Below are 18,696 nucleotides of genomic sequence, written 5' to 3'. Positions count from 1 at the left end.
TATCAAAATGAATTAGTTATGAAAAACCAAACCGAAACCACAGAAAAAAAATTCCAAATCACGAATGGAATGACGCAACAGTATCCAGAAATTTTGACGGAGGATGCTATCGAATTTTTAACTGAATTGCATCATAAATTCAATAACAAAAGACTTTCGTTATTGGAGGACCGCAAAAAACAACAGTCCCTATTTGATGCTGGAGCTTTACCTTCTTTCCCTGCCGAAACTAGAATGATCAGAGAGAGTAATTGGGTAGCTGCAACTACTCCAAGGGATTTATTAGATCGAAGAGTCGAAATAACAGGACCTGTAGATCGAAAAATGGTCATCAACGCACTCAATTCTGGCGCTAATACCTTTATGGCCGATTTTGAAGATAGCACTTCACCAACTTGGAGCAACTTGATAGAAGGTCAACAAAACCTGATCGATGCCGTAAACAAAACCATAACACTGAACGATACTTTAAAAAACAAGAAATACGAGCTTAACAACAAAACAGCCGTTCTAATTGTAAGACCAAGAGGTTTACATTTGAACGAAAAAAATATTCTGATCGACGGTCAGGAAACCTCAGGTTCTTTACTTGATTTTGGGTTGTATGCTTTCCACAATCATGAAGAATTATCCAAAAACGGAACAGCTCCTTATTTCTACCTACCAAAGTTGGAACATTATCTTGAAGCAAGATGGTGGAATGAAGTATTCGAATTTGCCCAAGAATATTTAGGCGAACAAAACGGAACTTTCAAAGCAACGGTATTGATCGAAACCATTACTGCCAGTTTTCAATTGGATGAAATCATTTTCGAATTAAGAGATCATATCGTGGGATTGAATTGTGGCCGATGGGATTATATTTTTTCTTTCATAAAAAAACTAAGAAAAAACAAAACGTACATCGTTCCAAATCGCGATCAAGTAACCATGAATACACCGTTTATGAGTGCCTATTCACAATTAGTTATTCAAAGATGTCACAAGCGAAATATTCATGCTATTGGTGGAATGGCGGCCCAAATTCCGATCAAGAACAACGAAGAAGCCAATACCATTGCCTTTGACAAAGTAGTAACCGACAAAAGAAGGGAAGTACAAAATGGACACGATGGAACTTGGGTGGCCCATCCTGATTTGGTTCCATTGGCAAAATCAGTTTTCGATAAATATATGCCTACACCAAATCAAATATTTGTAAAAAGAGAAGATGTAAATGTCGTAGCCGAAGATTTGTTGGCTGTCCCAAAAGGAACTATTACCGAGGAGGGCGTTCGAAAAAACATCAGTATTTCAGTTTTATACATTGCTTCATGGCTTAATGGACAAGGAGCAGCCGCTTTACACCATTTGATGGAAGACGCTGCTACAGCTGAAATCTCAAGGTCCCAATTGTGGCAATGGCTGCAAAACGAAGTCATTTTAGACAATGGAAAAACATTGACTGAAGATTATTACCATCGTATTGCCATGGAAGAATTTGAAAAAATCAAAAAAAGTGTAGGAGACGAAAATCATGAAAAACAAAATTATCATTTGGCTGAACAGCTACTTGATACATTAGTAGTCAACGACAATTTTATAGAATTCTTAACCCTAATTGGTTATAAATACCTATAACAATTTAAAAATATAAAAATCAACAAAAATAACCAACAAACACTATTAAACTTAAAAAACACCATGAAAACAACCGAGACAAGAATTCAAGAATTAGTTACAGACTGGATTACAAACCCAAGATGGAAAGGTATCGAACGTCCATACACTGCCGAAGAAGTAGTAAAATTGCAAGGATCCTACCAAATTGAGCATAGCGTTGCCAAAATTGGTGCCAATAAACTTTGGGACAAACTTAATTCTCAAGATTTTGTAGCAGGTTTGGGTGCACTCACAGGAAACCAAGCCATCCAAGAAGTAGAAGCGGGACTTGAAGCCATTTACCTTTCTGGCTGGCAAGTGGCTGCCGATGCCAATGTGGCCGGAGAAATGTATCCTGACCAATCCTTGTATCCAGCCAACAGCGTTCCATTGGTAGTAAAAAGAATCAACAACGCGCTTTTACGTGCCGATCAAATACAAGTGGTAAATGGAACAACCGATAAAAAAGATTATTTAGTACCGATTGTGGCCGATGCCGAAGCAGGTTTTGGTGGAAATCTAAATGCCTTCGAATTGATGAAATCGATGATTGAATCCGGAGCTTCGGGAGTTCATTTTGAAGACCAATTGAGTTCTGCCAAAAAATGCGGACACTTGGGAGGTAAAGTTTTAGTACCTACGCAAGAAGCCATAAATAAATTAATCGCAGCGCGTTTAGCTGCCGATGTAATGGGAACTCCAACGCTTATCGTAGCTCGAACAGATGCTGATGCAGCAAATTTATTGACTAGCGATATCGATCCAAGAGATGCCAAATTCATCACAGGAGAAAAAACTGCCGAAGGGTTCTTCTATGTAAATTGTGGTGTAGAGCAAGGAATTGACCGTGGATTGAGTTACGCCCCTTATGCCGATTTGATTTGGATGGAAACCAGCAACCCCGATTTGGTTTATGCCAAACGCTTCGCCGATGCTATTCACAAACAATTTCCCGGAAAAATGTTGGCCTACAATTGTTCGCCTTCCTTCAACTGGGCGGCAAAATTAACAGTAGCCGAAATGGAAACCTTCAGAGAAGATTTGGCTGCAATGGGTTATAAATTTCAATTTATTACTTTGGCTGGATTCCACGCTTTGAACACTAGCATGTTCGAATTATCCAAAGCATATAAAGAAAGAGGAATGGCTGGCTATTCTGAATTGCAGGAAAGAGAATTTGCATTACAACAACACGGTTTCAAAGCTGTAAAACACCAAAACTTTGTAGGCACATCTTATTTTGATGCCGTACAAAATACCGTTACTACAGGAAAATCTTCAACAACAGCCATGAAAGATTCTACCGAAGTAGCCCAGTTTTAATTTAAAAAGGCCATTTTAAAAGCACGGAGAAACCCTTATTTCTTCGTGCTTTTTTTGTTTACGGATAACTCTAAAAAACACAGACTGAAAAGTTCCTTTATTTTAAAAAAAAACGCGTTATTAAATTCTTAAAAAAACTTAAACAAAGATCAATTACATTCTTAAAGTTACTATTTTTGATGATTCAACACCCAAAATCGTTTTAGAATGAAATTGCCACAATTTAAAAACACAAAACTCAAATAAAAGTGGCAATACCATATTCCATTAAAAAACAAAAAATAAATTCGTATGAAATATCATCAAATTGACCGTGCTCTTTTTATAAAAAATAGAGCAAAATTCATGGCTCAAATGAAGCCAAATAGTGTAGCAGTATTTAATTCTAATGATATTTATCCTGTTTCTGCAGATAGTACATTGCCATTTGCACAACACCGCGACATCTTTTATTTATCGGGAGTAGACCAAGAAGAAAGCATCTTATTGCTTTTCCCAGATGCTCCTTACGAAAATCAAAGAGAAATGCTATTCCTAAAAGAAACCAGCGCTCATATTGCTGTTTGGGAAGGTGAAAAATTGACCAAAGACCGCGCTTTTGAAGTTTCAGGAATCAAAACTGTGTATTGGTTACAAGATTTCGAGAAAATCCTGAACGAAATGATGACGTATTCAGACATCATGTACATCAACACCAACGAACATTACCGTGCTGCTGTTGAAACCGAAACCCGCGAAGCCCGTTTTGTAAAATGGTGGAAAGCCAAATATCCGGCGCATCAAGTAGCAAAAAGCAACCCAATATTGCAACGCATCCGTTCTGTTAAAGAAACCGAAGAAATAGATTTAATCCAAAACGCCTGTAACATAACCGAAAAAGGTTTCCGAAGATTATTGTCATTCGTAAAACCAAATGTAACCGAATACGAAATCGAAGCTGAATTAGTTCACGAATTCATTCGTAACAGATCCAAAGGTTTTGCTTACACGCCAATTATTGCTTCTGGAAATAATGCCAATGTGTTGCATTACATCGAAAACAATCAACAATGTAAAGCGGGTGATCTAGTATTACTGGACGTGGCTGCTGAATACGCAAACTATTCTAGTGATATGACCCGTATGATTCCAGTTTCGGGAAAATTTACAGACAGACAAAAAGAAGTATACAATGCTGTTTTGCGCGTTAAAAACGAAGCTACCAAAATGCTTACGCCTGGAACGCTTTGGAAACAATACCACGTAGAAGTGGGCAAAATCATGACTTCAGAATTGCTTGGTTTGGGATTAATTGACAAAGGCGACGTACAAAATGAAAATCCGGAATGGCCTGCCTACAAAAAATATTTCATGCACGGAACCTCTCACCACATGGGATTGGACACGCACGATTACGGATTATTGCACGAGCCAATGAAAGCCAACATGGTATTTACTGTGGAACCCGGAATTTATATCCCGGCCGAAGGTTTCGGAATTCGTTTGGAAGACAATGTTGTTATTCAAGAAACTGGCGAGCCTTTTAACTTAATGCGCAACATCCCGATTGAAGTGGAAGAAATCGAAAGTTTGATGAATTCGTAATATGAAAAAGATTTTTCTATTTGTTTTTCTTTCTTTTCTGGGGCATTCGTTTGCACAAACGGAGGGTTTTTCTACAAACACAGATGCCAGCCATACCTATTATAAAGTATTTGGAAAAGGCACACCAATTTTAATCATAAATGGTGGTCCCGGAATGAATAGTAATGGGTTTGAACCTATGGCGAAAATTTTGGCAGAGCATTATCAAACCATTATTTACGATCAAAGAGGTACCGGAAAATCCACTCTTAAAGAATTGAACGACAAAACGGTTTCGATGAAATTAATGGCTGATGATATCGAGTCATTGAGAAAACATTTGAAAATCGAAAAATGGACCGTACTCGGGCATTCTTTTGGCGGAATGCTGGCCTCTTATTACGCCACCATTTACCCCAACAGTATTGATAAATTGATTTTGTCCTCTTCCGGCGGAGTAGATCTGAGTTTGCTGAAAGGTGAAAATCTGATTGAAAAAGGATTAACCAAAGCCGAGAAAGACTCCTTAAACTATTGGAATGATAAAATTGACAAAGGTGACACCTCCCACAAAGCCCGTTTGGGCCGCGGAAGAGCGATGGCGCCCGCTTATGTGTACGACCAAAAATATGTTCCCATCATTGCCGAAAGATTGACACAAGGCAATTCGACCCTGAATTCATTATTATGGAGTGACATGCAAAAAATGAATTTTGACTGCAAAAACAAGTTTGCTAATTTCAACAATCCAGTTTTAATCATTCAAGGCAAACAAGACATTATCAGTCCGGCAATTGGAGAAATTAGCTTGAAAGCATTCCCAAATTCAAAAATGATTCTACTCGAAAATTGCAAACATTATGGTTGGCTCGACGCAAAAGAAAAGTATTTTGACTCCATAGACACTTTTTTAAAGAGTTAACAAATTGATTGTATAATTATAGCAACGGCTTTCAGCAATGAAAGCCGTTTTTATTTGGGCGCGTCCCAACCTCCGTAAACTCCGGTTGGGTCGGGCTATTCACTGCAAGTCCTCGTCCCGAAAAGACGGGACTGTGGGCTTTCCGTTGCTATCCCTCGCGCGTAAAACAACAAATTTTCGTCTTCGTTTGTAACATTACAAATTCAAATCCGACTTATTTAGAAATATAAAACACTAGAAATCATGCAAGCACACGAAATAGATTATCAGATTTTTGGAGAAGAAATGCAGTATGTCGAAATAGAATTGGACCCACAAGAAATCGTCATTGCCGAAGCAGGCGGTTTTATGATGATGGAAAACAACATCCAGATGGAAACCATATTTGGCGATGGTTCCCAGCAGCAATCCGGTTTGTTTGACAAACTTTTGAACGCCGGAAAAAGAGTGCTCACCGGCGAAAACATGTTCATGACAGCATTTATAAATCAAGGAAACGCCAAAAGCAAAGTGTCGTTTGCCTCGCCCTATCCCGGAAAAATACTTCCTATTGATCTCACACAGTTTCAGGGCAAATTTATCTGTCAAAAAAGTTCGTTCTTATGCGCTGCCAAAGGCGTTTCTATCGGAATAGAATTTTCCAAAAAACTCGGTCGTGGTCTCTTTGGAGGCGAAGGTTTCATCATGCAAAAAATAGAAGGAGACGGAATGGCATTCGTTCATTCCGGCGGAACGATGGCCAAAAGAGAATTGGCTCCCGGCGAAGTTCTCAAAGTAGATACCGGTTGCATCATTGGTTTTACCAAAGATGTCGATTATGATATTGAATTCATCGGCGGAATCAAGAACTCTATTTTTGGTGGAGAAGGTTTGTTTTACGCAACTTTGAAAGGACCAGGAACAGTTTACATTCAGTCACTACCTTTCAGCAGATTGGCGGACAGAATCATTGCATCGGCTCCAAGATCAGGCGGTAATAGCCGTGACGAAGGAAGTTTACTAGGCGGTCTGGGCAATCTTCTGGATGGTGATAATCGATTTTAATTTTTAGATTTAAATATAAACGGCTTTCAGAAATGGGAGCCATTTTTATTTTAAAAAATAGAACTCGGACTAGTCGCTTTCTCAGTCTGTTTCGAAAATTCATAATTTAAATTTTCAACATTTAATTCAACAAAATAAAGTCTGCCAGTGTTATTCATATTTACAATAATATCTTTGTCAATAATGCTAAATAAATTTCTCAACTTATTTTCTTTATCATTTTCATTGTAATAGAATACACAAATTTTTGAATAATTATTATGGTCTAACTCCAAAAATTTAAATAAATCTAGAATATATTCTCTGTCTGATTCATCAAGGGAATGTCCAATTATATAAAAAATAGTTTCATCAAGGCTAACTGATTTTTCTTTAGGAATATCTATAAATTTTTTGTTTGAATTTTTACGAACCTTTTGATAATATTTAGTGAAATTATACATCTTACTATCTTTTATCTCTTTTGAAATTTCACTAATTCCAAGAACTAAATTTTGAATATTACTATCTTCATTTAGTTCCCCATGTAAATAAACCAATTTAGTCTTATCGATTTTATAAATTTTTTCTAAACTTGGAGTATAATTAAACGTATATATTTTATTAATTAAATGAAAAGGGATAGTTGCATTATTAATTTTATTCTCATAAAACACAACAACAACATCCGCTAGATATTGATTAAAAATAATTATAAAACTCTCGAATGAATTTGACAAATCATTTAATATATAACTACTTTTAATTCCAAGTCTTCTTTTATCTACATATTTCTCAGCAATACTAAAAACGTCTTTATCATCATATTTGTGCTCGATTATTCCAAACAAATTAAAATCAGAATAATTGATAAGCACGTCTCTGTAATTATTAACTTTTTTAAACTGAGGAGTCTCTGATTTCAGTAAAATTGATATTTGTTTTAAAACATTTTCAACTTCTCCTTCAAAATCAATCCAAGTTTCTATTTCTATTACATTCGTGAAATATTTATACCAAAGATTCTCTTTCAACAATTCTTTTAATTCATTAATTTTATTAAAATCGAATTTAATATCTTCAACCTTATAATTTTCAACTATTGAATTAAAATCATATGCAAATTTATTTTTAAAAATATCACCAAATAATTCTTCAAAAGATACCTCATTAGTATAATCATTCTTTTCAATAGTTCGCATTATTGACATAAAGTGTCCATACTTTGTTGGTAAATGATGAAATAAATCAAATCCGTTTCCTGTAATTAAAATTTTAGCCATATTATAAAATGCTTTCCTCAAATATAGCATTTAGGAATTTAAAAAATTAATTTTGCATTTGTAAACTATCAACATAATCCTCACTCTTTTGGAAACACTTCTATACAAAAACACTCAAATTTCGTATTCCGATTCTGGAAAAGGAAACGCTGTAGTCTTGCTTCACGGTTTTCTAGAAAACAAAACCATGTGGGAGGTTTATGTTACCGAATTAAGCAAAAGAAACCGAATCATAACCATTGATTTATTGGGTCACGGCAAAACCGAAAGTTTGGGTTACATACAAACCATGGAAGAAAATGCCGATGTCGTTCACGAGGTTTTATCCAAATTACGAATTCGAAAAGCTATTCTTGTGGGACATTCTATGGGCGGTTATGTGGCTTTGGCTTTCGCCGAAATGTATCCCGAAAAAATGAAAGGATTGGTATTGCTCAACTCTACTTCTAAAGAAGACAGCCCAGAACGAAAGAAAAATAGAGACCGCGCCATAAAAGCTGTCAAAAAAGATTACGAAACCTTTATTAGACTTTCTATTGCCAATTTGTTTAGCGAAGACAATAGAGAAATTCTAAGTAATGAAATTGAAGGTGTGAAGATTCAAGCTATAAAAACACCCTTACAGGGAATTGTGGCCTCATTGGAAGGAATGAAAGTTCGAAAAGACCGAGAGTTTCTTTTACACACCACAACCTACCCAAAATTATTGATTCTTGGAAAAAAAGATCCCGTTCTCAATTACGAAGAAAACCTCGAACAAATAAAAGGAACTGATGTTGAACTGGTCACTTTTGAAGATGGACACATGAGTTCTATTGAAAATCAAGCTGAATTACTTACTGTTTTAGCTAAATTTTTTAAAGAAACCTAAAGCATTCCTTCTTTTAAATAGCCTTTCTCTATCAATTCTTGTTTAGAATGTAGATGATGTGCCTTGCCTTCTTTGAGCAAAACCAATTTATTTGACACTTTGATTACATTCTCATAATTATGGTCAGAAATAATAATTCCTTTGATTTCTGAATTCTTAATTATTAATTCATTGACTTTCGCTACCAACAAAGGTGATAGACCATTATAAGGTTCATCCAACAAAACAAATTTTGAAGTATTATTCAGGATAATTTTAATTTCCAAATAGCGCAATTCACCACCAGACAAATGAGCAATTTTTTTATCTAAAATCGATGCAATAATTTCATCTGCATAAAACTCTGAAATATTTTCCTTTGAAACAGACAGTTGAATCGCTTTTCTAACTGAAAATGCCTTCGGAATACAATTATCTTGAGGCAGGTAACTAATTTCGTTAAACAAATCCTTTGTGGAAGATTTAACAGTCCCGTCAATTCTAACAAACTTAAAATCGGCAGATTCAATACCAAATATAATTTTCAGCAAAGTTGACTTACCCGAACCATTTCTGCCAAGAAGCCCAATAATATCATTTGTTTCGCATTTTAAATAAACATCCGACAATATATTTTTATTATCAAAATGTTTTTGAATGCTATCCATTTCTAATAAATGCTTTTTCAAAATAGTCTCTTTATCAAATTAAAAATAAAAACAGAAACTACTAAAAAACCAAAAGTAAAAGCCCAAGAATAAACCCAAAGCTGCATTTTGGAAATTTTATTATTGAAATAAAACACGTATTCATTTTTGGAGTTAACTTCTTTAAAGAGTAAACTTAAACCAAAACCAAAAGTCAGAACCGAATAATTAAAAGCTATAAGTCCACCAAAAAGAAAGACAAAAAAACTAGCTGCAAAATTAATCACAAGCGTGCTTTTGAAAAACGCAAACAGGTTGTTCCATTTTCTACTCATTCTTTTATAAAATTTTCTCCTCAAAAGGAATTGATGCGTCTAATATTTCATTCAACAACAAAACAATTTGCTCTAAATAATTGGATTGGATTTCTTGGTTAATAATAGAAACACCCTCTTTTTCTTCTTTAAAATTAAAAGGCAAGAATCCTGATTTTAGATTTTTGAACGAAATAATTCCTGCCTCAATAGGTTTGCCTTTGGCATTTTCTTCATACATATAGGCGTATGCCAAAACCTGAATGATTTTATCGTTTTTAATATCAGCTGTCAATCCTTTCCAAGATTTAAGCGTAACACTGGATTTCTCCACTTTACCCGTTTTGTAATCAATGATTCTGATGATACCGTTGCGTTCTTCTATCCTGTCTACATTTCCTTTAATCAAAACGGGAAATGGCAAACTAGGATGTTGAACCATTCTTTCAAATGTTTTTTCAAGTTCCAGAATCTTTATGGCGTCACCATTTTTAATACTTTCTAATTCTACTTTCAGGAAATTAAAAACATTGCGTTTTGCGACTTCAAAAGCCAATAAATTTCGCCCTTTTTTGATTTCCCCTTCTTTGTAAACTACTTTAAATTGAATTAAAACTTCGGAATCAATTCGCTTAATGCAATTTTGAATGTCTGTTTCTGAAATGAATTTACCAATAAAAGGTTCGTATAAAACTCGTAAAGTTTCATGAATAATAGTCCCCAAAGTATTCAAAGCAATGTTTTCTTCAACTTCCTCAACTTCACTTATTCGCAAAATTTTCTGAAAATAAAACTGAATCGGATTCCGTATATAACTCGTCAAAGCTGATGGTGAAAACCCTTTTTCAGCAATTTCTTTCAAACGTATCATAACCTTTTCCGATTTCGGAATTACCATTGGTTGATACGCAGTTTCAGGCAAAACAGCATTGTAAATTTCGTGGGTTAAATTGTGTTTGGGTTGTTTCTCTACCTCCAATTGGGTAATGAAACGACTTTTTTCCCCAGCATCCAATCCTTCACTTTCGGTATTATACAACAAATAAATGTTTTTGGCACGTTGCAACAAATGATAAAAGTGATAAGTGTAAATGGCATCTTTCTCTTTAAAAGTGGGCAACCCCAATTCGCGCTTTACATCATAAGGAATAAATGAGTTTTGTGATTTACCGGCTGGGAATTTTCCTTCGTTCATAGAAGTGATAATAACCGTTTCAAAGTCCAAAACCCTGCTTTCGAGAACTCCCATAATTTGAAGTCCGTTTAAAGGTTCTCCTTCAAAAGAAACTTCAGCCAAATCAATTACTTGCTTGTAAATTGCATGCAACGCATCAATCGTATCAATTTCTTTGTGGTTAGAATAGTAATTAATCAATTTATTAATTACTTTAAAAATGGCATAAACAAAGGATTTGGTTATTTTTTCTTCTTCATTTTCATTGTTCAAATTATTCTTAACCTTTAGCAATAAACTCGAAATTATTTCCAGAACGGAAATCGAACCCTTCTCCCATTTTTGAAAAACCAGAGAAAATAAATCACTGCCATTATTATTCAATTCCAATAATTTATGATGACTGATAAACGTATAATTATTTTTATTAATAATACTAACCAAAGTACTTGTGTTGGCATACGGTTCAATTAACGGATGGGTTAATATATCCAGCACATCTTTATAATAAAAAACATAACTACTGTTACCTCTTGACAATGCATTGGTGTGCATTTTAAATAATTTAGCTATCAGAATTTGCGCTGGGTTGTTTTTGCTCGAATAACCCATAGTAATATTCAAAGCTCCAACCGAACTTGGAAGTGAATACAAGAGTGGAATTAACAAATTCTCTTCACCTAGAACTATAGCCACTTTATCTAGTGAAGCATCAGGTTTTTCAATATTTATTTGCTCAATAATACTTCCAGCAATCTTGGCCTGACCTATCGTTTTTGGTGTACCAATAACTTGGATGCTTTTGGTATTCGAAAAATCATCCACTATCCATTCAAAAGGATGTGATTTGTAGTGTTTCCAGCTTTCTTTGAATCGTCTCACAAATAAACCCGCATCGTGATAAGGGTCGTTCAGGAATGTTTGATCAGCGTCCCAATATATTTTGGCCTGATCATTAGCAATAAGATGCTGAATTATTTTTTCTTCGGAAGCATTCAATGCATTAAACCCTGCAAAGACAAATTGTTTTCCTGCAATAGATTTGGAAAAATTATCAATGTTTTTTACTGCTTCCCGGTATATCAAACCTTGATACCCGATTCCCTTTAGCAGTAAATGTTCATAAAGAGATTGATAGTATTTGGGTAGTAATTTCCAAAAATCAATGTAGTTTTCTAGTAACTGGGTTTTATTTTCAACTTCAATTCCCCATTTTTTGATGTCTTCAATATCTTTTAAATAAGACAAAACATGATTTGAATCTAATAAATAGCGGTCTATTTCATTGAAATCTTGGAGTAATGTTTTTGCCCAATTGGCAAAAAGCTCAAAAGATTGTTGATCTCTTTTCTGTGTAATGGACAAATAGACTTCATAAAATTCGAATAACAATTCAATTGGATCTATGGTTCTTATCCCTGATATATCTTGAACAAAATCTTCAACACTAATAATTTCTGGCGAGAATATATTTTCATTCGCCTGTTTTTTTAATGCTTCAACAAGAAATATTTTGGCTCGCTTATTGGGTAATACCACAATTGTATTAGAAATTACCTCATTTGGTTCTGATAATAGAACTGTTCCTATTTTATCTAAAAAAGAAATATTTGTCATTTTATAAATATAAAAAAAGCCGTTCAATTAAGAACGGCTTTTTAAAAATTATATTAATTAAATATTATTTTTTGATTTCAACTCCATCAACACCTCCAACATATACAACTTCAGTTCTTCTGTTTTCAGCTCTACCTGAAGCAATTTTGTTAGATTTTACTGGATTTTTATCTCCATATCCTGTATAAGTCAAATTAGCTGGATTAATACCTCTTGATACTAATGCATCATAAACTGCTTTAGCTCTAGCTTCTGACAATTTTTGATTCATTGCAGGTTTACCAACATTATCAGTATAACCGTTTATAGCAAACTTAGCAGTAGGATAGTTTTTCAATACTTCTTTGATAGCATCCAATCTTCCAGATGTGTTACCTTGAGTTGTACTGAAAGTTGCTTTACCTGTATCGAAGAAAATAGATCTAGCTTCAACTCTAAGAGTTTCTAATGATTCAGCAGTTACTTTAGGACACCCTTTGTTATCAGCTGGACCAGCTAATAAAGGACAAGCATCTACATCATCTGGAATAGTATCTCCATCTGAATCTAAAACTGGGATTGGACAACCACCGTTACTTGCTGGACCTGCAACTGTAGGACATTTGTCAGAAGGATCTGGAGTACCATCGCCGTCAGTATCTGGACATCCTTTAAATTGTTTTAAACCAGGAGTTGTAGGACAAGCATCATCAGGATCTGCTACACCGTCTCCGTCTGTATCAGGACATCCTTGGAATTCTGCTGGACCTGCAATAGTAGGACATTTATCTTTAGAATCTTCGATTCCGTCTCCATCTGTATCAGGACAACCATTGAATTGTTTTAAACCTGCAACTTCTGGACAAGCATCATCCTTGTCATAGATTCCATCTCCATCAGTATCTTTAGCACCAAACTTGAAAGTTAGACCTGCAGAATATTGAGTGTAAGAAGGAGCATCTGGGGTACTTGTTGACGCTGGATAAGTTCTATCTCCAAAAGATTTTTTGTATGTCCCTAATAAAGAAAGACCAATGTTTTCAGTAAACCAAAGGTTTAATCCAACACCTGGATTTACAGTTCCGTAGCTTTCTTTTCCTAAGAATGTATAACCACCTCCAACGCTTAAGGTTGGCTCAATTACTTTAGATTTAATTAATTCCATGAAACTATATGTTACAGTAGCATCGATACCATAATACATCAAGTCTCCAGGATTGCTTACAGCATAATCATTTGGGCCACCTGCAGTTTGTCCAGGGACAGCATAAACAAATTTATCAATTTGGTTGATAGACCCTGTAAGTCCTACGATAAATCCACTACCTACGTATCTAGACGCAGTAATATAAGAGACAGAAGGAAGAATATTCCATTGTTCACTTACCAGAAAAGGTTGATCAAACTGATCAGGAAAACTTCCCCCTGCACTTGATCTGTAGTCAATCGCGTTTACTCCAAAACCGATAGCCCATTTATTGTTGCTGTCTTGTGCTTGAGAACTTAGTCCCATCACCATCATACCAGCAACTAAAAGTTTGTTAAGATGTTTCATACTTTGTTTTTTTAATTACAATTAGTTAATTTGAAACAAATGTAGGATGATTTTCTGTAACATCAAAATAAAATGTTAAATAATACACTCCGAAAACTCAAAATTTAACAATTATATTACAGCAAGTCTCTTACCAACAGCCACAAAAGCATGAATTGCCTTATCCAAATGTTCTTTTGTATGTGCCGCCGATAACTGCACTCTTATCCTAGCTTTATCCTTAGATACCACTGGAAAAAAGAATCCAATAACATAAACCCCCTCTTTCAATAACTCGTTGGCCATATTTTGGGCTAATTTTGCATCATATAACATCACTGGCACTATAGCTGAGTCTCCTTCTACTATATCAAAACCAGCTTTTTTCATTCCTGCTTTAAAATAATTGGTATTCCATTCTAGTTGATCTCTAAGTGTTGTGTCTTTTTCTAACAACTCAAACACCTTTATAGAAGCTCCAACAATAGCTGGCGCTAATGAATTTGAAAACAAATAAGGTCTGGATCTTTGACGCAATAATTCGATTATTTCTTTTTTGGCGGTTGTATATCCTCCCATAGCACCTCCCAATGCTTTTCCTAATGTTCCTGTTATAATATCCACACGTCCCATTACTCCTTTGGCTTCTAGAGTACCTTTCCCTGTTGCTCCAATAAATCCAGCAGCATGGCATTCATCCACCATGACCAAAGCATCATATTTATCAGCTAAGTCACATATTTTATCCAAAGGTGCTACAACACCGTCCATAGAGAAAACACCATCGGTCACAATTATTTTAAAACGAGCTCCTGCTTCATTTGCTCTAATTAATTGCTGCTCTAAATCTTCCATATTGCTATTTTCATAGCGATAACGAGCCGCTTTGCACAGACGAACTCCGTCTATAATAGAAGCGTGATTCAAGCTGTCCGATATAATAGCGTCATTTTCTCCAAACAAAGGTTCAAAAACCCCTCCATTGGCATCAAAAGCTGCTGCGTATAATATAGTGTCTTCAGTGCCATAGAAATCCGCTATCTTTTTTTCTAATGTTTTATGAATATCCTGTGTCCCACAAATGAAACGCACAGATGACATTCCAAAACCATGAGTATCCATAGCATCTTTGGCCGCTTGAACTACTTCGGGATGTGAAGACAGTCCTAAATAGTTATTAGCACAAAAATTTAAGACCGTTTCACCTGTTGAAATCGTAATTTCAGCTCCTTGTGGTGAAGTAATTATTCTTTCTTTTTTGAAAATTCCGTTTTCTTCAATAGTTTGAAGTTCTGATTGTAAGTGTTGTTGAATTTTACCGTACATTTTATTAGTTTTTAAATCTTAACAATTAAAGGCAAATAGGCTATAAACTTTGCTATCTGACAATTCTTTTTTTTTTACAAATGTACTACATCGATTTCGACTCCTATGTACACAAGTGCTTTTTTTAGCACTTTGAATCCCATCTTTTCGATAGCCATTTGATAGTTTTCCAATTGATATTTATATTTTGGATTGGGAAGCCCCGTTTTATAGTCCAGTAAAAAGACTTCTTTTGCCTTATTTATTACTATTCGGTCTGGCTTGACTGTACCGCCCTCTTTTTGAATAATCGTTTTTTCGTTCAAGACCTCATTCCCTTCAGCAAAATGATCCAATAAATCTCGATGATTAACTATTTCAATAATAGCGTTATGAACAATGTCTTTTTGAAATATCGTAATTAATCCGTTTTCAATCGCTTTGTTAATTGCTAATTCCACGTCACTTTTTGTAGCTACAAAAGAAAGAATTTCGTGAATTACATTACCAAACTCAATAGCTTCTTGTTGATGTGTTCCCCACATCAATGCTTCCCTTTGGGCAATTTTGATGTTTTTAGGATTCAACACATCTGAAACAACAGGAATGCTTTTGGAAGTATCAATATGTTTTTCTTTTTCAGATAACTTAACCAAATTGCCGAATGCATATTCTAATTGATTTTCATCGTAAAGCCCTTGTTCAATCAAATATTTTACAAAAAAAGAAGCCATATTACTCGGATATTCTCCATCCTTTCTCGGTTTTATGTTTTGAGAGATAATATACAATTGCTCTTCGGCTCGGGTCAAAGCCACGTACAACACATTAATATTGTCCAACAATTCTTCTTGTTTTTTTAAATTATAAACCGCCGAAGCTGCTGAACCAAATTCTTCAATAGCACTACTGTTATCTACCAGTACTTTTGGCATATCAAAATCTTGCTCTTCTGAATTAAGCCATAATTTATCTTTTGGCTTTCTGTTGTAATCTTCTTCGGCAAAAGGCATAATAACAACTGGAAATTCCAATCCTTTTGATTTATGAATAGTCATTATCCGAACCGCATTTGTGCCTTCGGGAGAAGGAATACTAAATTTTTCAGAGTTTTTATCCCAATAATTTAGAAAATCTGAAATTCCGGCTTGATTACGAACATCCCTCTCTAGAACAATATCTAGGAAATACTGAACATAAGCCGTTGCTGAGGAAAGAGTTTCTAGATTATCATTGGTTTTTAAAAACTTTGAAACAATAATTTCAACCGCTTCATACAATGATTTTTTTCTAATGTTTTGAAAAGAAAGCTCAATATTACAGTTTTCAAGCCACTTCTCGAAAATTGCTTCCTCTTTCAATTCCATTCCTTTGGCTATGAAATCATGAACAGGCAACTCCTTTTGTTTATTTTGCGCCAAATATTGTAAAAAGTTAGCCTTTGACTCTAAATCGGAACTATTTTTTAAATATTTTAATATGTGAATAATCAGTCGAACTTCGGTTGCATTTTTAATCATCAACGTTTCGGAGGACAAAAGCGGAATACTTTGTTCCGTCAAATAATTGGCAATCGCTATTCCCTGGCTTCTCTTTCGGGTCAGAATTACAATGTCTTTGTATTCAAATCCTTCATTGATTACTTTTTGAATGGTATTTAAAGTAGCCAAAACATATTGTGCCGTTTTGTCCAGAGTCTCTTCATCGTCACTTTCTTGTTCTTCAATTTTTGGTAAAAATGAAATATTTACATAACCACCTACTTTGTTATTCGTCTTCTGCCGGCTATGATTTTCATATAAATCTTTATAATCTGCATTGTTAAACTCATTCGACAACAATTGAAAGAAATCATTGTTGAATTCGATTACCTGCGAAAAACTTCTATAATTTTTGTCTAAATGTTCGAGTTTTTTATCGGGATTGTTGAAAGGGTTTTGGTCTTTGCTCAATTCGATAAACTGCTCGGCTTTACCGCCACGCCAGCGGTAAATGGACTGTTTTGGGTCACCTACAATCATTAAAGTTCCTTTTTGTCCCGAATCGTCTTGACCCGAAAGCGCATTATCAATAAGCGGAATCAAGTTTTGCCATTGCATTTCGGAAGTATCCTGAAATTCGTCAATAAAAAAGTGACGATACCGTTCTCCCAATCGCTCATATATAAAAGGAGCGGGCTGATTTTGGATTTCGCGGTGAATAATTGCATTGAATTCGGTTATCGAAAGCACATTTTGTTCATTTTGAATTTTTGCCAATTCATTACTAACTGTATTTAATAATGATAAAGGGGTGATGTTTTTTAAGAACGCTTTGTAGAAATTCCTCTTTTCGAAGTTTTTATAAATTTCCGCAAGAGTTTGTAATAAATCGGAAATGATATTTTCTATTAAAGCTCGGTCTTTGGCAGTTTTATTAATAGCAATATCTTCGAACTCGCGAAACATTTTATTTTTTGGATTGAACTTTTCATCAGCAATGCTTTGCAGATGATTGGGAAAAGTTCCTCTGGAAAATGATTTTAAATCAATTCCATTTTTATCAATTAATGATAAAGTTGCTTCGGCAAGCGTTGCATTTTCTTTTTCCAAATCTTTACAGACTTGAACTAATTTTTCTTTTACAGCTATAAAATCACTTATTGATTTGTCTTGAAAATGAGTAATTTCATTCCGGTTATTCTCATTCAGGACTAATTTTCCCGTTTCCAGAATTTCACGCGAGATGTCCCAAGATTTATCATCATCGGTTTTTTCCATTGTGAAATCGATGAGCAATTTAGTTAGGGTTTCATCTTCGCCTGCTTGTGCAATGATGGCATCTACGGCTTCAATTAGCAAATTTTCGGTATCCAAAGTCACCTCAAAAGTCATAGGTAATCCTAAATCGTGTGCAAAAGCACGAATTACTTTATGTGTAAATTTATCGATCGTCGATATATCAAAAGCGGCATAATTATGGATAATATGCTTGATGATTTGCTGGGATTTGGTTTTAATTTGAATAATGGAAAGCGCTGTATCTACTGCCAAATCCTGCATCAAATCCAACGCTTTGGCATTGGGTTCATCTTTGGCAAATTCAGATAAACTGCCTACGATTCGGCTTTTCATTTCGTGAACCGCTTTGTTGGTAAACGTAATGGCAAGGATATTTCGGTAAGCATCATTCTTGTGTGCCGTGAGAATGATTTTGAGGTATTCTTTGACAAGAGCATATGTTTTTCCGGAACCTGCCGATGCGTCGTATATAGCGAAAGAAGGTCTTTCCATTTGGATTTTATATTGTTGATTAAAGATTTCTGATTTTTACTAATATTTCCTAAAATACCTAATGCCCTAGCCCTGATAGCAGTGAAAATCCTTTTTATCCCGATTTTTCATCGGGATAAAAAGATTGAAACGGATAGCAGGAAATAGCTACTAATTACTCGGATTTATAAAATCAGAATTGTATTATCATTTTATTTGATGAAATTATAACAAAATAGAATTTTATATTCCAAAGTTAAATGTTTAAAT

The 18,696-nt window shown here is 34.8% G+C and carries 12 protein-coding genes; 6 read left to right on the top strand and 6 right to left on the bottom strand.

Annotation, left to right across the window (positions count from 1 at the left end; translation table 11 throughout):
* Positions 1-18 precede the first annotated feature (18 nt).
* The 5 genes from aceB (at position 19) to OLM57_RS06095 (ending at position 6,493) form a co-directional block, all read left to right on the top strand.
* A complete protein-coding gene (gene aceB / locus OLM57_RS06115; protein ID WP_264566350.1) occupies positions 19-1,620 on the top strand; it encodes a malate synthase A in 1,602 nt (533 codons plus the stop codon).
* 63 nt (positions 1,621-1,683) lie between these two features.
* Positions 1,684-2,964 carry an isocitrate lyase gene (gene aceA / locus OLM57_RS06110; protein WP_264566349.1) on the top strand — a complete coding sequence of 427 codons (1,281 nt, stop codon included), beginning with the start codon at positions 1,684-1,686 and terminating at the stop codon, positions 2,962-2,964.
* A 291-nt stretch (positions 2,965-3,255) separates the two neighbouring features.
* Positions 3,256-4,548, top strand: coding sequence for an aminopeptidase P family protein (locus OLM57_RS06105; RefSeq protein ID WP_264566348.1), 1,293 nt, complete (start codon positions 3,256-3,258; stop codon positions 4,546-4,548).
* Between the two features lies 1 nt (position 4,549).
* Positions 4,550-5,449 carry an alpha/beta fold hydrolase gene (locus OLM57_RS06100; protein ID WP_264566347.1) on the top strand — a complete coding sequence of 300 codons (900 nt, stop codon included), beginning with the start codon at positions 4,550-4,552 and terminating at the stop codon, positions 5,447-5,449.
* 243 nt (positions 5,450-5,692) lie between these two features.
* A complete protein-coding gene (locus tag OLM57_RS06095) occupies positions 5,693-6,493 on the top strand; it encodes a TIGR00266 family protein (protein ID WP_264566346.1) in 801 nt (266 codons plus the stop codon).
* Between the two features lie 50 nt (positions 6,494-6,543).
* Here the strand turns inward: OLM57_RS06095 and OLM57_RS06090 are convergent, their stop codons facing one another.
* The gene (locus OLM57_RS06090; protein WP_264566345.1) at positions 6,544-7,755 is read right to left on the bottom strand and encodes a bacteriophage abortive infection AbiH family protein; all 1,212 of its coding nucleotides are present in this window, start codon (positions 7,753-7,755) and stop codon (positions 6,544-6,546) included.
* 88 nt (positions 7,756-7,843) lie between these two features.
* On the opposite strand from OLM57_RS06090, the gene OLM57_RS06085 reads away from it, so the two are divergent.
* Positions 7,844-8,626 (top strand): alpha/beta fold hydrolase, encoded by a 783-nt coding sequence (locus tag OLM57_RS06085; RefSeq protein WP_264566344.1) that lies wholly within the window; start codon positions 7,844-7,846, stop codon positions 8,624-8,626.
* On the opposite strand, the gene OLM57_RS06080 is transcribed toward OLM57_RS06085, so the two are convergent.
* From OLM57_RS06080 to OLM57_RS06060, 5 genes are all read right to left on the bottom strand, one after another.
* The gene (locus OLM57_RS06080) at positions 8,623-9,294 is read right to left on the bottom strand and encodes an ATP-binding cassette domain-containing protein (RefSeq protein ID WP_264566343.1); all 672 of its coding nucleotides are present in this window, start codon (positions 9,292-9,294) and stop codon (positions 8,623-8,625) included. The two genes, OLM57_RS06085 and OLM57_RS06080, sit on opposite strands and share 4 nt — an antisense overlap.
* A 297-nt stretch (positions 9,295-9,591) precedes the next feature.
* A complete protein-coding gene (locus tag OLM57_RS06075; protein ID WP_264566342.1) occupies positions 9,592-12,357 on the bottom strand; it encodes a PD-(D/E)XK nuclease family protein in 2,766 nt (921 codons plus the stop codon).
* Between the two features lie 64 nt (positions 12,358-12,421).
* A complete protein-coding gene (locus OLM57_RS06070; protein WP_264566341.1) occupies positions 12,422-13,891 on the bottom strand; it encodes an OmpA family protein in 1,470 nt (489 codons plus the stop codon).
* Between the two features lie 111 nt (positions 13,892-14,002).
* Positions 14,003-15,196: a glycine C-acetyltransferase gene (gene kbl / locus OLM57_RS06065; RefSeq protein ID WP_264566340.1), complete on the bottom strand. Its 1,194-nt coding sequence runs from the start codon at positions 15,194-15,196 to the stop codon at positions 14,003-14,005.
* 74 nt (positions 15,197-15,270) lie between these two features.
* Positions 15,271-18,447, bottom strand: coding sequence for a UvrD-helicase domain-containing protein (locus tag OLM57_RS06060; RefSeq protein WP_264566339.1), 3,177 nt, complete (start codon positions 18,445-18,447; stop codon positions 15,271-15,273).
* Positions 18,448-18,696 lie beyond the last annotated feature (249 nt).

It is taken from the genome of Flavobacterium sp. N3904 (assembly GCF_025947305.1).
Taxonomy (GTDB): domain Bacteria; phylum Bacteroidota; class Bacteroidia; order Flavobacteriales; family Flavobacteriaceae; genus Flavobacterium.
This window is presented reverse-complemented; position numbering and strand designations above follow the sequence as displayed.

Coding starts and splice junctions, on each gene's coding strand:
- OLM57_RS06105 (WP_264566348.1), top strand. CDS start 3,256: ATGAAATATCATCAAATTGACCGTGCTCTTTTTATAAAAAATAGAGCA.
- OLM57_RS06060 (WP_264566339.1), bottom strand. CDS start 18,447: ATGGAAAGACCTTCTTTCGCTATATACGACGCATCGGCAGGTTCCGGA.
- kbl (WP_264566340.1), bottom strand. CDS start 15,196: ATGTACGGTAAAATTCAACAACACTTACAATCAGAACTTCAAACTATT.
- aceB (WP_264566350.1), top strand. CDS start 19: ATGAAAAACCAAACCGAAACCACAGAAAAAAAATTCCAAATCACGAAT.
- OLM57_RS06075 (WP_264566342.1), bottom strand. CDS start 12,357: ATGACAAATATTTCTTTTTTAGATAAAATAGGAACAGTTCTATTATCA.
- OLM57_RS06100 (WP_264566347.1), top strand. CDS start 4,550: ATGAAAAAGATTTTTCTATTTGTTTTTCTTTCTTTTCTGGGGCATTCG.
- OLM57_RS06070 (WP_264566341.1), bottom strand. CDS start 13,891: ATGAAACATCTTAACAAACTTTTAGTTGCTGGTATGATGGTGATGGGA.
- OLM57_RS06090 (WP_264566345.1), bottom strand. CDS start 7,755: ATGGCTAAAATTTTAATTACAGGAAACGGATTTGATTTATTTCATCAT.
- aceA (WP_264566349.1), top strand. CDS start 1,684: ATGAAAACAACCGAGACAAGAATTCAAGAATTAGTTACAGACTGGATT.
- OLM57_RS06095 (WP_264566346.1), top strand. CDS start 5,693: ATGCAAGCACACGAAATAGATTATCAGATTTTTGGAGAAGAAATGCAG.